The organism is Limnoglobus roseus, from assembly GCF_008254045.1.
Taxonomy (GTDB): domain Bacteria; phylum Planctomycetota; class Planctomycetia; order Gemmatales; family Gemmataceae; genus Limnoglobus; species Limnoglobus roseus.
On the sequence record NZ_CP042425.1, the window covers coordinates 6,434,883 to 6,447,614 of the forward strand.

The 12,732-nt window shown below is 68.3% G+C and carries 17 protein-coding genes and 3 pseudogenes; 11 read left to right on the plus strand and 9 right to left on the minus strand.

Going from position 1 to position 12,732, the window contains the following annotated elements; genetic code table 11:
- Positions 1-165: 165 nt before the first annotated feature.
- Positions 166-1,112, plus strand: a protein-coding gene (locus PX52LOC_RS44115; RefSeq protein ID WP_149113050.1) for an IS630 family transposase whose coding sequence is annotated in 2 segments (ribosomal slippage) — positions 166-502 and positions 502-1,112 — 948 coding nt in all. Because the reading frame shifts where the segments join, the coding sequence is not laid out codon by codon here.
- Here the strand turns inward: PX52LOC_RS44115 and PX52LOC_RS27250 are convergent.
- The 4 genes and pseudogenes from PX52LOC_RS27250 to PX52LOC_RS27260 all read right to left on the minus strand — a co-directional run.
- Positions 1,109-1,417, minus strand: a pseudogene (locus tag PX52LOC_RS27250) (IS66 family transposase); the annotation flags it as partial. The gene PX52LOC_RS44115 and the pseudogene PX52LOC_RS27250 sit on opposite strands and share 4 nt — an antisense overlap.
- Positions 1,418-1,429: 12 nt before the next feature.
- On the minus strand, positions 1,430-1,570 hold the full coding sequence (locus PX52LOC_RS42875) for a hypothetical protein (protein WP_246173478.1): 141 nt from the start codon (positions 1,568-1,570) through the stop codon (positions 1,430-1,432).
- A 56-nt stretch (positions 1,571-1,626) separates the two neighbouring features.
- A pseudogene (locus PX52LOC_RS44120) lies at positions 1,627-1,701 on the minus strand (hypothetical protein); the annotation flags it as partial.
- Positions 1,702-1,740: 39 nt separating this feature from the next.
- The gene (locus PX52LOC_RS27260; RefSeq protein ID WP_149113053.1) at positions 1,741-2,412 is read right to left on the minus strand and encodes an IS1595 family transposase; all 672 of its coding nucleotides are present in this window, start codon (positions 2,410-2,412) and stop codon (positions 1,741-1,743) included.
- 149 nt (positions 2,413-2,561) lie between these two features.
- Here PX52LOC_RS27260 and PX52LOC_RS27265 point away from each other — a divergent pair, with 149 nt between their 5' ends.
- The 9 genes from PX52LOC_RS27265 (at position 2,562) to PX52LOC_RS27295 (ending at position 8,659) form a co-directional block, all read left to right on the plus strand.
- Positions 2,562-2,780, plus strand: coding sequence for a hypothetical protein (locus PX52LOC_RS27265; RefSeq protein ID WP_246173479.1), 219 nt, complete (start codon positions 2,562-2,564; stop codon positions 2,778-2,780).
- 241 nt (positions 2,781-3,021) lie between these two features.
- A complete protein-coding gene (locus tag PX52LOC_RS40990) occupies positions 3,022-3,177 on the plus strand; it encodes a hypothetical protein (protein WP_168219228.1) in 156 nt (51 codons plus the stop codon).
- Positions 3,178-3,997: 820 nt separating this feature from the next.
- Positions 3,998-4,360 carry a hypothetical protein gene (locus PX52LOC_RS27270; RefSeq protein ID WP_149113055.1) on the plus strand — a complete coding sequence of 121 codons (363 nt, stop codon included), beginning with the start codon at positions 3,998-4,000 and terminating at the stop codon, positions 4,358-4,360.
- Positions 4,361-4,533: 173 nt separating this feature from the next.
- A complete protein-coding gene (locus PX52LOC_RS42880; RefSeq protein ID WP_246173480.1) occupies positions 4,534-5,259 on the plus strand; it encodes a hypothetical protein in 726 nt (241 codons plus the stop codon).
- A gap of 191 nt (positions 5,260-5,450) precedes the next feature.
- Entirely contained in the window at positions 5,451-6,029 is a 579-nt protein-coding gene (locus PX52LOC_RS27280; RefSeq protein WP_149113056.1) for a class I SAM-dependent methyltransferase, read from the plus strand.
- Positions 6,026-7,060 carry a phosphatidylserine decarboxylase family protein gene (locus PX52LOC_RS27285; RefSeq protein WP_246173481.1) on the plus strand — a complete coding sequence of 345 codons (1,035 nt, stop codon included), beginning with the start codon at positions 6,026-6,028 and terminating at the stop codon, positions 7,058-7,060. Before PX52LOC_RS27280 ends, PX52LOC_RS27285 begins: the two co-directional genes overlap by 4 nt.
- A gap of 4 nt (positions 7,061-7,064) precedes the next feature.
- Positions 7,065-7,925 carry a CDP-diacylglycerol--serine O-phosphatidyltransferase gene (gene pssA, locus PX52LOC_RS27290; RefSeq protein ID WP_149113057.1) on the plus strand — a complete coding sequence of 287 codons (861 nt, stop codon included), beginning with the start codon at positions 7,065-7,067 and terminating at the stop codon, positions 7,923-7,925.
- 375 nt (positions 7,926-8,300) lie between these two features.
- On the plus strand, positions 8,301-8,444 hold the full coding sequence (locus PX52LOC_RS40995) for a hypothetical protein (protein WP_168219229.1): 144 nt from the start codon (positions 8,301-8,303) through the stop codon (positions 8,442-8,444).
- A gap of 5 nt (positions 8,445-8,449) precedes the next feature.
- Positions 8,450-8,659: a hypothetical protein gene (locus PX52LOC_RS27295; RefSeq protein WP_149113058.1), complete on the plus strand. Its 210-nt coding sequence runs from the start codon at positions 8,450-8,452 to the stop codon at positions 8,657-8,659.
- A 161-nt stretch (positions 8,660-8,820) separates the two neighbouring features.
- On the opposite strand, the gene PX52LOC_RS27300 is transcribed toward PX52LOC_RS27295, so the two are convergent.
- From PX52LOC_RS27300 to PX52LOC_RS41000, 4 genes are all read right to left on the minus strand, one after another.
- Positions 8,821-9,210, minus strand: a complete 390-nt coding sequence (locus PX52LOC_RS27300) for a hypothetical protein (protein ID WP_149113059.1) — start codon at positions 9,208-9,210, stop codon at positions 8,821-8,823.
- A gap of 16 nt (positions 9,211-9,226) precedes the next feature.
- A complete protein-coding gene (locus PX52LOC_RS27305) occupies positions 9,227-9,772 on the minus strand; it encodes a hypothetical protein (RefSeq protein WP_168219230.1) in 546 nt (181 codons plus the stop codon).
- Positions 9,724-9,915, minus strand: coding sequence for a hypothetical protein (locus PX52LOC_RS27310; protein ID WP_149113061.1), 192 nt, complete (start codon positions 9,913-9,915; stop codon positions 9,724-9,726). The genes PX52LOC_RS27305 and PX52LOC_RS27310 overlap by 49 nt, the downstream gene beginning before the upstream one ends.
- Before the next feature lie 81 nt (positions 9,916-9,996).
- Entirely contained in the window at positions 9,997-10,149 is a 153-nt protein-coding gene (locus tag PX52LOC_RS41000) for a hypothetical protein (RefSeq protein WP_168219231.1), read from the minus strand.
- Between the two features lie 670 nt (positions 10,150-10,819).
- Here PX52LOC_RS41000 and PX52LOC_RS44125 point away from each other — a divergent pair.
- A pseudogene (locus PX52LOC_RS44125) lies at positions 10,820-11,660 on the plus strand (transposase).
- Positions 11,661-12,028: 368 nt separating this feature from the next.
- On the opposite strand, the gene PX52LOC_RS27325 reads toward PX52LOC_RS44125, so the two are convergent.
- A complete protein-coding gene (locus tag PX52LOC_RS27325; protein ID WP_149113063.1) occupies positions 12,029-12,715 on the minus strand; it encodes a hypothetical protein in 687 nt (228 codons plus the stop codon).
- Positions 12,716-12,732 lie beyond the last annotated feature (17 nt).

Consider the following 12,732-nt stretch of genomic DNA (forward strand, 5'->3'; position numbering starts at 1 on the left):
GATGCTCGGATCGAAGACTGGGCTGCACGCGGTGGCTTGAACGAATCGACTCGCTTGCTGTTGACAATCGGCCGGCGTTCATCGAAGGACTAGAGCGGTTCCCGAGATGATCTGGCGCAGGTCTGTCGGTCGCGGTAGATTAGTGGCTCCCTCCGAGGGCCACCGATGCGAGCGTACTCCGCCGATCTTCGTGAGCGGGTGTTGGCCGACGCCGACGGCGGGGCGGGCACGCGGGCCGTCGCCGCCAAGTACCGGGTGAGCGAGTCCTGGGTGCGGCGGGTCAAGCAAGTGGGGCGGGAGACCGGGCGAACCGCCCCGGCGGCCCAGCGGCGGGGGCCGACGCCGGGGTGGGTGGCCCACGCCGACGCCATCCGGGCGGCCGTCGCCGCCGACCCGGACGCGGCCCTGGCCGAGTACCGCGAGCGGTTCGCCCTCCCGCTGTCCCGGTCGGCGTTGGCCCGGGCCCTCGTCGCCCTCGGGTTGCCGCGGAAAAAAAGTCGATCCGGGCGGCCGAGCCGGACCGCCCGGACGTGAAGGAACAGCGGGCCGCCTGGCGGGCCGGGCAACCGGCCCTCGACCCGGCGACGTTGGTGCTCGTGGACGAGACGCGGGCGAGCACGAACGTGGCCCGGACCCACGGCCGGTGCCCGACCGGCCGGCGGCTGGTGATGGCCGTGCCGCACGGGAAGACGACCACGTTCGTGGCCGCCTTGCGGGCGGACGGCACGGTCGCCCCGACGGTCATCGACGGGGCCGTGACCGGGGACCTGTTCGTCGCCGACGTCGAACGGCGACTGGCCCCGGCCCTGCGGCCGGGGGACGTGGTGGTGATGGACAACCTGGCGTGCCACAAGCGGGCCGGGGTGCGGCGGGCGATCGAGGCGGCGGGGGCCGCGCGGCGGCGGCTGCCGCCGTACTCCCCGGACCGGAACCCGATCGAGAGGGCGTTCCGCAAGCTCAAGGCGCGGTTGCGGGCGGCGGCCAAGCGGACGATCCGGGCGGTCGAGGACTACCGGGGCGAACGGTCGGCCGCGTTCGCCCCCGAGGAGTGCCGCAACTACTTCCGCAGTTGCGGCTACCCGACCGCTACGCCTACTCGGGAACCGCTCTAGAGGTACGCCCATGGATCGTGCCCATGTCGCTTGGCGCTCGCCACGATGCTCAGCAGGACGACGACCGAGGTCAGGCCGTTGTCGCCGCACACGAACACCCAGTTGCGGCGGCCGACGGCCAGCGGGCGGATGGCCCGCTCGGCCGGGCCGTTGTCGATCGCCAGGCGGTGGTCGTCGAGGTATCGCACCAGGGTCGGCCACTGGTTGACGGCGGACGTCACGGCCTGGCCGAACAGGCCCGACGGCAAGGCGACGCGGCGTTGTTCAGTCAGCCACACGGCGAACGCGGCGAGGGCCGGCCCGGCGTGCTCCCGGCGTTACGCTGTAACGCCGGCGTCCCGTAGGCCGCTGTCCCCGATCCGCCCCTCCACGTCGTACAGGGTGCGGACGAAGGCGAGGGCGTCGGTCGCCCGCAGGTCGCCGTCCCTCGCGTCGTGGAACCCGCCGCGGGCGTGCATCCAGCACTGGCGGACGCGCCCACTTGGACCTGGTTGTACCCGGCATACACGTCCGCGTGGACGAACCCGGCGAACCCACCGAGGAATCGCGTGGGGTACCCCTGCGACCGGCCGGGGATCAGGTCGAACACGGTAAACGGGTTCGCCGCGTCGCCGAGGTAGACCCACGCCTAGGAAATCATTTTACGACGGAGGAGTTTCCGCAGGGATTCGAGCTGCTCCCGCGGTGTTCCGGCATTGAACCGCCACACGCACTCTTGGAGGAACAGCGGGAACGACGCTTTCGGCACCCCGTTGAACCGCCGCAGGTGTCGCTTGGCCTGACTCCAAAAGTTCTCGATCCCGTTGATGTGCCGCCCGCCATCGGCCGACACCCGTTCCTCGTCGTGGTTGATCCGCTCGTGCTCATACCCCTCGACCGACAGGGTGTCGTACCCGGACCACGAGTCGGAGTACACGACACTCGCCGGGGCCACCTTCCGGCGGATGATCGGGACGAGTGTCGCCGGCCCGCCGTCGGCGATCATTTGGGCGTACACCTTGCCGCCCCGCTTGAGAATCCCGAACACCGCGACCTTCCCCGCCGCCCCGCGTCCCCGTTTCCCCTCGCGGCGGCCGCCGAAGTACGACTCGTCGATCTCGACCGGCCCGTCGAACGCCTGAGCCATCGCCCGCTCCTGGTGAGCGGCGATCACCGCCCGCACCTTCGAGAAGAATAGGGCGGCCGTGTTCCGGTGAACGCCGGCCAGGTCGGCGGCCGTGCGGGCGGTCGAGCCGGCGACGAACAGCTTGAGCAACTCGCCCGCCTGGGTGGGCGTCAGCTTCGAGAACTTGACACCCATCAAGGCACCCTAGAAGAGCAAATCTTCCAGGACAGCCCCTATTATTTTTGAGGAAGCTATGACTTTTGGCGATGAGATGAAACGACTGCGTGAGAGCAAGTCACTGAGCCAAAAGGCTGTCGCGGATGCGATCGGTGTGAAGCAGGCATTTGTTTCTGAAGTTGGAAAAGGGCGACCGCGATCGACTTGGGGCGGACAACTACCTTCGTCTCTGCGAAGCGCTCGGCGTGCCGTGCGACCACTTCCGCCAGTGCCTCGCGCCGACGGGCGTTCTGACGGCCGGCGATACCGAACAACCGCCGGCCGTCGAAAAGCCGAAACGGGGACGCCCGCCGAAGGCGAAGGGCGACGGCGCGGCGAAGAAATGACAGATTCTTTTGAGGGGAAGTAGCACGAAGCCCAAGCGGACAAACAAGTACACGGCCGAGCAAGCGAAGGAACTGACCTCGCTGCGGATGAGTTACAACCAACTCATCGAATTCGACGTATCCGACCCGGCCATTCGTTTCGGAAACATCGTCGCCGACTACATCGCGGGCGTCACGATTGACATGGCCGCGAGGCTACACGACCATAAAGATCGCGATGACCGTCAGCGAGAGGCGTTCGATGCTGGCGGACATACGCGACTTCCTCAATCGCGAGCCGACCGGCGAAGACTTCGCTCAAGAGATGGGAAAGTACGTCAAAGTCCCGGACTTCACGGATGGGCTGATACAGAAGGACTTGGATCGCCTTTCCGGAAGCGACCAGAAGACGAAGTGACGAGCCGCCCGCGGGATCGCACCATGCGGATGACGCCGAAACGGGCCGAGCGGCTGTACGAGAGACCCGTTCGCCGAAGGCGAAGGGAGGCGGCCGGCCGGGCGAGCATCGAGTGGGACGTTGCGGACCCGCGGTTCGGGCGAGCGTGGGCCGCGACTGGGTCTGGCTGCCGCAAACGGATGGCGATCGGTTCAAGTTCACGCGGCGGTGAGTCGCCGAAAAGGTGACCGCATCCAGACCGTTGTCGATCCCGACCTCTGGGATTGGTGGGCACCCGGATCCAACCCCAGCGATTACGCTGGGGCCTATTCGTCTCCGACAGGCCGCGGGCGTCCGGCCGAACCGCCCTGCCGCCCCCGCTTCCATGCCGTCAACCGGTCCAGCACCCCGGCCGACCGCCGGGGCCGGGACCAGTCCAGGGCCGGCAGAAGGATAAGCAGTTGGACCCCGAATAGGATGGCGACTGCCGCGACTAGCCCGCCCCATTCCATGCCGACGACCTCCGACCCGCGTCGCTCCAGCCTATCGACCCGACGATGCCGACGCAAGAACGGTCCCGCCCGCCGTCGATCTGGGCACGGCCTGATCACCTGCCCACTCTAACACGAACCGCCGCCCCTCACATCGTCCTTGCCCCACGTCGGACCGGCGGGTACGCTCAGTTCTCACTGCTCCGATCCGTGTCGAGGACACCCCATGCTCCGCGCATTCGTGGCCTTGCTCGTCTTCACTTCGATCGTTGAGGCGGCCCCGCCGCCGAAGAAGTGAGACGCCGCGGGGCCGGACGGGCCGTAGCCAACCCGCTCACGGAGGGCATCGGATGCAAGTTGACGTGTCGGAGGCGGCCAAGGGACTGTGCCGGGTGCCCGTCTGCATCGGGTGCCGGCGACCGGCCAAGGGCGTCGGGCGGGTGCAGCTGAGTGGGGTGCCCGCATCGACGGCCCCGGCCGGTGGAGAGGACGCCGTCAGCGGCATCGTGGCGCTCCTTTCGGCCGCGGCGGCCATCATCACGTGGGCGCGGTCGGACAAGGCCGCCGTGACGTACCCGGCCTGCTGGCGGCACCGGTGGGTGTCTCGGCCGCCGCTGGGGGTGGTGAGCAAGGCCGACGGGCGAGTCACGTTGGACGGCGTGTCGGCCGAGTTCCACGCCGCGTGGGTGGCGGGCCGAGCGAAGGAGCCGTGACGGAAACCGTTTCTTTCAGATCGTCGCCTGGGTCGTCGTCGCGGCGGCCGTGGTGCTCCTCGCGAGGTAACCCCGGCCATGCCCGTCATCGTCGCCGTCGTGTTCCTACTGGCCGGCGTGATGTTCTGGATCTTCGTCCGCCAACTGAAGGATGGTCGCGGGGAGGGCGGGCGATGACCGAAGCGGAGTGGCTGGCAGGGACTGGGCCTTCCGACTGGCCGCACCGACTTTTCAACTGGTTGTTCTTCACCGGCGCATCCGACCGCAAGTTGCGGCTCTCTTGCGTTGCGTGGTGCCGGACGGTGGCACCGTTCTCGGACGGGGCATCGCTTTCTCACTTGCTTGAGTTGATCGAAGGAGTGGCGGATGGGAGCGGCCTGGAAGACCGGGTGAATCGTGAGATCGAATCCATTCGATCGCGGGAGCACGAATGGTATCAGGCTCTTTTCAGCGGTGAGAGCGGTCCGACACTCCGGGAAGAAGTGGAACACAGCGTCCGATGTGCGATCTTGAACGCAGGGAGCCCGCACCGCGACCGGGAATGGCATCATGCGAGAAAGCAGAACTCGTATCCGTGCTACGTCGCCACTGAAATACTGAACGCCACAGAGTTGCTCGGCCAGCGGGATGCGGCCGAGCGATCCATCATCCGCCTCCTACACGATATCTTCGGCAACCCGTTCCGCCCCGTGAACTTCGACCCCGCTTGGCTCACGCCGAGCGCCGTCGGCCTCGCAGAAGGCATCTACGCCGACCGCGCCTTCGACCGGCTACCGATCTTCGCCGACGCGCTGCAGGACGCCGGATGCGAGGACGCCGACATCCTCGCCCACTGCCGGGGCGGCGGGCCACATGTCCGCGGGTGCTGGGTTGTCGACAGTGTGCTCGGGAAGGGGTGAGGTGAACAAGCCGCCGGCGCAATCTAAACACCTGTTCGGCCGACCGGAGTCGGAGCGGTGACGTAGCTCGCGGGGCTGATCGCGGGAAGAAGATGCGAAGTGGGCGAGCCTTTTCGGACCCTGGCCAACACATAGGTTAATTGAACGAGCTGAATTCCGGTGCCAGGCGGCGACTAGACGAACGGACGACGATGAAAAAAACGCTGTTGTTCGCCGGACAGATGGCCCGCCGCTGGCGTACCGTGGGGGCGATCGCACCAAGCGGCGGGTCGCTGGCGCGAACGATGGCCCGGAAGGTCGGCGACCTCGCCGACGGTCAAGTCATCATCGAGTTGGGTCCGGGGACGGGCGTTATTACTCGGGCGCTCGTCGAGCGATTCCCCCGCAACCCCATCCTGGCCGTCGAGATCAACGAGCCGTTCATCACGCCGCTGCGGAAAGAGTTCCCCTCGGCGACGGTCGTTCAGGGGTGCGCCTCGCAACTCGCTGCCCACCTCGCCCGGCACGGTTTGGCCCCGGACAACGTCGGGGCGGTGGTGAGCGGCCTCCCGCTGCTTACACTGCCCGGTGACCTGCCGCAGCAGATCTTGGCCTCGGTGGCGAGCGTGCTGCGACCGGGACGGCCCTACGTCCAGTTCACCTATTCGGAACGGGCGTGGCGCCGGTTCGAGGCCGTCGGATTCGAACGCCTGCCTTCGAAGCGAGTCTGGTGGAACGTCCCACCCGCAGTCGTCCTCCACTTCGTCCGGAGCGAACCGAGTCCCCAATGACCGCCAATTCCATCGAACGGACGGCCGCCCCCCATCCCGCCGAACTGTTGCCGATCGAACCGATGGACCCGCAGGTTCTGTGGATTCAACCGGGCGGCGGGGTCGTCTGTCGGCTCGAACTCGCGTGGGGCTACTGGCGTCGGTTCTGGCTCAAGACATTCCGCCCCGGCTATGTCCGCCGCATGGCGGCAACCCGCAAGGGGGCCGTAAACGGCTGTCCGCACGAGGTCATCGATCCCCGCGACGTGAAATTCTTCCAAAACCAGGACGGCTACCACTGGGCACCGGCCGACGACCCGTTCCGGTGGCGCGACCGCATCCCGTTCGCCCGGTGGGGCCTTGCCGAGTTGCTGGTGTTCTCGGCGCTCACGTTCGGCCCGGCGGCGGCGTTGGCGGCGTGGCTCCTCGCCTCGGAGCCGGAGCCGGCGGTGCGGGTGGTCGGGTGGCTCCTCACCGCGACATTGTTGGTGTTCGGGCTCTTGATCGTGTGGTTCTTCCGCGACCCGCCCCGCCGCATCCCCGCGGAGACCGGCCTGGTCGTCTCGCCGGCCGACGGGAAGGTCGTGGCGATCGACGAGATCGAGCACGACGAATGGATCGGCGGTCCGGCGACAAGGATCGGCATCTTCCTGTCGATATTCAACGTCCACATCAACCGCGCGCCAGTGGCGGGGCGGGTGATCGGGGTGAAGTATACCCGGGGGAAGTTCCTCAACGCCCTGCGCCCGGAGTCGGCCCGCGAGAACGAGCGAATGGAGATCCGGATGCAGGAGACGGCCGCTCCGTACCGCCGCTACGTCGTCCGCCAGATCACCGGGGCCATCGCCCGCCGCATCGTCTGCACGCTGAAGCCGGGCGTCGATGTCGCGCGCGGCGAGCCGTTCGGCATGATCAAGCTCGGCTCGCGGACCGAACTCGTACTCCCCCGCGAGGCGGCGCTAAAAGTCGTGGCGAAGCTCGGCGACGTGGTCCGGGCCGGGAGTACGATCCTCGCCGAGTGCGTGACGAACCCGGCAGCGCGTACGGGATGAATCGGTGAAGCGAGACCCTCTGATCCGCCGTGACAAGGTGTTCGCGGTGCTGCCGACCGCGCTGACGCTCGGGAACGGCATCTGCGGCTTCGGTGCGATCACGTTCGCGTCGAGGTGGGCGAACTATGACACGCCCACGTCGCTGTTCGTGGCGTCGTGCCTGATCTACCTGGGAATGGTGCTCGACGCGTTCGACGGCCGCACGGCACGTTGGGTGAACCAGCAGAGCGAGTTCGGCGCGCAGCTCGACTCGCTCTGCGACGCCATCACCTTCGGCGCCGCGCCCGCGTTTCTGATGATCCAGTTCTCGGTCACGTACGGCTACCACCCGCGGCTCTTGTGGATGGTGGGGGCACTGTACGTCGTGTGCACGGTCCTGCGGCTGGCGCGGTTCAACGTCGAGTCGGACGACGGCGGGAAGCATCCGAAGGACTTCACGGGGCTGCCGTCGCCCGCGGCGGCGGCGGTGGTAGCCGCGTTCCCGATGATGGCGTTCGGCCCGACAGTATTGGCCGACCCGGCGTACGATAACATGTGGGGGCCGGAGATCGGGTCCGCGCTCGACTGGGTGGCGGCGCGGGTGCTCCCGATCGTCACGTTCGTGGCCGCGGGCCTGATGGTCTCGCGCATCCGCTACCACCGCCACCTCCTGGCCCGCGGCCGTGGAGACGGCCCGGCGATCATCCGGCTCGTGTTCATCGTGATGATGATCGCCGCGATCCCCCGTGTCGCCGCACCGCTCCTCTCGTGCTGGTATGCGTTCGCGACGCCGGCGCAGTTGCTCTGGGAGCGATATCCGCGCCGATGGTTCGCCCGCCCAGCCCTCAGTAGCGTCCCCGGGGACGAAGGGCGAGAGGCGGGGTGATTTGTCGGGCAGATTGAGGTTCCCCAAGGTTCGTGAGCACGAGATTAGCTCGGTGAAATCGATTCCGGGAGTGGGTGCGTCTATCTCGGCGTTGCTCGATCTCACCGTCCTCGGCGGGCTCCCCTTCGTCGTCTGCTTCGCCTCCCAGAAGTCGCGGCACAAAAGAGCGTTCAGACATATTGCCCGGCGAGCGGGGCTCCAACCGGGTGACGGCCGCTCCGTAGGCCCCGCTGTCGTCCGGCTTCATTCGCCGAAGCGAAAGTCTATAACTGCCCCCACGTCAACACGGTCAACAATTCCGATCCGCCCCTTACGACCCCTGACTCACCCCCCGCCCCCGCGGGATGATGCGCTGCACTCCGGGAGGGCGGGCCAATGCGCGACCGAGACGACGACAGCGGCGAGCCGGAGGCCCGGCGGAAGCCGGCGAACGCGGCGATGGCCGCCGCGGAGTGTATCGCGGTGAGCCTGCCCGCGGGGTTCGCGGGCGCGTTCGCGGTCGCACGTCCCGGAAGGTGATCCGGATGACGGTCACGGCGTTCAACGAGAGCGTGTTCGGCCGGCCGCGGGAGCAGGTGGAGCGGAGGTACGGCCCGCCAGCGCGGTCGATGAGGGCGGACTTCGTCGGGCGGGACGCGGGGTCGTTTTACGAGGGCGAGTTCACGACCGACGGCGGGGCGAAGGTCCAGGAGGTGCGCCTCTACTATATGGAGGGCGTCGTCGTCGTCGGGTGAGCGATGCCACCACGGCCGGCCGTTGTTCGCCGGCCGCTGCCCGAACGGCTGCTGGAGGGCCTGCGGCGGCGGCTATTGCGCGAGGAGGGCGTCTTGCGCCCGCTTGATGGCATCCAACAGCATCGTTTGCTTCTCGGCCTCGGTCATTCCACCTTCTTTCGTCACGGCGTCCTGAATTCGGTTGAACGCCCCGATCGCGTCTTCGCAGCCCGGTTGACGGGGAGTGGGCAGGCGGTGGCCGCCGGGGTCTTCGGGCTTCTCTTTCTTCCCCCGTTCCGCGGCGTTTTGAGGGCGTCGTCAATGATGCCGTTCACGACGCCCTGGAAGTCCGGCGGGCGGAGGTTGACGATGGCGTCCATGGCCTCGCGGACGATCTCGGCGGCCCCGCGGGCGACGACCCCGAGGCCGTCCATCTGGTCGGCCAAGTCCTGAATGAACCCGATGACTTCCGGGTCGGTCGCGATGTCGGTAATGGCCTGCGCCAACTCTTCCGGGAACGGCACGACCACCGCTTCCGCGAGTTCCAAGAGCGCCTGCCGGACGGGGGCCATCGCTACCCACACCTTCTCAAATGCCGCGAAGACTTTCCCGAGTGCGTTCCGGATCGGCTCGGAGGTGGCCCCGAGGGCGGCGAACGCGACGCCGGCGAACGCGACGTCGGCGGTCGGCGGCCGGCGTCGCGGCCATGGCCCTGAGGACGAGCGTCACCGGGCCGCCGGCCCCGGCCACGCCGACCAGGGCTGGGGCGAGCCCGGCCACCGCCTTCATCGCACCGCCCAACAGGCCGAGGACCGGGCAGATCACGGGCTTGGCGAGCGCCCCGGCCGCGGCCACCCCGCCGACGTGCATGAGCTGGTCCTCCTGCCGGATGGCGAGCTTCGAGGGCCAGAGGTTCAGCGCCTGCATCCGCCGCGTGAGGGCATGGACGACGGGCAGAAAAATCCCCGCGAGTTCGCGAGAGAGCATGGTGAACTGGGCGGCGAGCATGTTCCCTTCGACCGTGTTCCTCAGCCCGGCCCGGACCATGCCCAGGGTGCCGCCGGTGGCCACCGGCGCACTGGCCGTCAAGGCTTGGAGCGGGCTGATCCCGAGGTTGAACCCTCGCCCGGCCACCCGGCCCCCATCGCGCGGCTCGCGTTCGCCGTGACGCCGGTGATGGTGACGGGCAGTTTCTTGACGGAGTTGCCCCACCCGGCCGGGGCGCCCTTGTTGCCCGCGACGAACCCGACCGCCATCGCCATCGCGCGGCCGGGCATCGTGTCTTGTGGCGTTGACAGTCGGGTTGAGCGAATCACCCCACCGATCGGCCCGGGGATGGGCCACCCGGCAGGCGCAATTCATCGAGCCGGCGTCGGCACCTTGGGCAGGTTGACCGTCGACACGAACCGGAACCCCCGGTCAGCGAGCGCCGCCTTCACCCGCGCCACTTCTTTGTCGAACCCCTTGATGTCGCGCATTGCGGAGTCGTAGTTCTTCAGGTCGAAGTCCACGTCCACCTGCACGCTGTGAGTCTGGTCGGGGCGGCGGTCCGGAGGTCAGTTCGGGCGTTTGGGGGGCGGGAACATGGCGAGTGATCTGTGAGATGAAGGAAGGTGACGTTACTCGGCCGACTCGTCCGTGGTTTTCTCTTCCACCGGCGCGACGAGGGTGGTGCCGCCGGTTAGGAAGTCGACGAACGTCTCTTCCGTCAGCACCTCCTTCAGCCACTCGCGTCACGGCCGGCGTGTTTCCGACGGCCGCCAGGAACACGAACTCGCGCATCCCCTGGGCTGTCATCGTCCACGCTTGAATCTCGGCGGCGGTCGGCTCCCGCTTCCCGACCGCCGCCGCGGCGAGTGCCTCTCGGAACAAGGCGGATCGGTCCTCCGCGCTGAGCGGCTCGCCGGCCGCCCGGGCCTGGGCGACGGCACGGAGGGCCAACTCGGCCGGGTCGCGCATCTTGGCCTGGATCTTCGTCACCGCGGCCTTGCGGAATTTCCACGCATCGGCGGGTGGAATCGGGGTGAGGACCAAGTCTCGGCCGCCGAGCGTGACTAGGGCGGGGTCGGCGGAACCGGGCAGGGTCATCAACATGGGAGCAACCATAAGAGCGGTTCCCGGTCGGGTCTAGCGCGTCGTGCTCGGCTCGGTTATGCTGGACGTACCGAGCGAGGGCGAGCGATGCGGGCGTACTCGATGGACCTGCGGGCGCGGGTGCTGGCCGCCTGCGACGGTGGGGCCAAGACGCGGGCGGTGGCCCGCACGTTTTCGGTCAGCGCGTCGTGGGTCCGCCGGCTCCAGCAGACCCGGCGGGAGGAGGGTCGGGTGACCCCGGCGGCCCACGCCGGGGGCCGTCGCCGCCCCGGACGCCACACTGGCCGAGTACCGCCGGCGGTTCGCTGTCCGGGTCGGCGTTGGCCCGGGCCCTCGTCGCCCTCGGGTTGTCGCGGAAAAAAAAGTCGATCCGGGCGGCCGAGCAGGACCGCCCGGACGTGAAGCAACAGCGGGACGACTTGGCGGGCGGCGCAGCCGGGGCTGGACCCGGCGACGTTGGTGTTCGTGGACGAGACGCGGGCGAGCACGAACATGGCCCGGACCCACGGCCGGTGCCCGACCGGCCGGCGGCTGGTGATGGCCGTGCCGCACGGGCACGGGAAGACGACCACGTTCGTGGCCGCCTTGCGGGCGGACGGCATGATCGCCCCGACGGTCATCGACGGGGCCGGGGGACATGGTGGTGATGGACAACCTGGCGTGCCACAAGCGGGCCGGGGTGCGGCGGGCGATCGAGGCGGCGGGGGCCGCGCGGCGGCGGCTGCCGCCGTACTCCCCGGACCGGAACCCGATCGAGAGGGCGTTCCGCAAGCTCAAGGCGCGGTTGCGGGCGGCGGCCAAGCGGACGATCCGGGCGGTCGAGGACTACCGGGGCGAACGGTCGGCCGCGTTCGCCCCCGAGGAGTGCCGCAACTACTTCCGCAGTTGCGGCTACCCGACCGCTACGCCTACTCGGGAACCGCTCTAATCACCAAAGGAAATTGCCCCCTACCCGGCATCTATGGCAGAATCGAACCGCGGTGAGGTGGTCGCGAGGAGTGACGGGTCAGGCGGATTATATCACCGGGAGCGACGTGCGACGTTTAGCTCTATCTCTCCGACTTCCCTCCGGAACCCGGAGACCGGGGATCGCTGCCGCGCGGTTACTGCTCGGCCGCCAGCTCGTGACCCGGACCGGGCTGGCGGCATCCCCACCTGCTGCACAGACCACGGCGTAGTATCCTGAGGGGTCTCCGGCTCGGGAGCGGGACAATCACGCCGGGTCTGAGGACCAACATAACGGCTGCCGTCGGCCGGGATAGGGGCTTCTTTTCTCCGGATGGGACGACCCCAAACCTATTTCTTTTCCTTCATCCGTTCGCAGTACGCCTTGTTGCCTTGCAAATGCTCTTCGTTGCCCAAGACGTCCAGTCCGGTCTTGTAGACGGCGATGGCCGCGTCCCAGTCCCTCTTCTTCGTGGCCGCCTCCGCCCACTCGTCCACGACGGCGACGGCGTTGTTTCGCAACAGTTTGCCCGTTGGGTACGCCTTGATCCCTTCCTTGTACTTCGCCAGGGCGTCGGCCCACTTCTCGTCGGCGGTCAGGGACCGGGCCCACCGGTCGTACACCATTTCGGCCACCTCGGCCTCGTGCCCGGACTTCGCCAGGAGCGGCCGGTATGTGCCGACGGCGGCCAGAGCTTCCTTGAACTTCTTGTCGTCGGCGAGCTTGTCCAGGGCACGGGCGGCGTGGGCCTTGCCGGCCTCGGCGACGGCGTCCACCTTCGGGAACTGCTTCGCCACCGCCGCGTAGTGGTCTGCCATCGCGGAGGCGGACGTCTTCTCCAGGGCCGCCAGGGCCTGCTGCGTGTGGTAGGCGATCCCCGCGACTACCTCCGCGTCCGTCGGGGCCAGGGTGTACGCGCGGGCCAGCACCTTCAGCGACCCGTCGGCGTCCGGCTTGTCGAGCAACTCCTGCGACCACTGGCGGAAGATGCTGATCCGGGCGGCCGAAAGGGCCTTGGCTTCCGCCTTAGGAAGCACTTTCGTGCCTCGCTCGA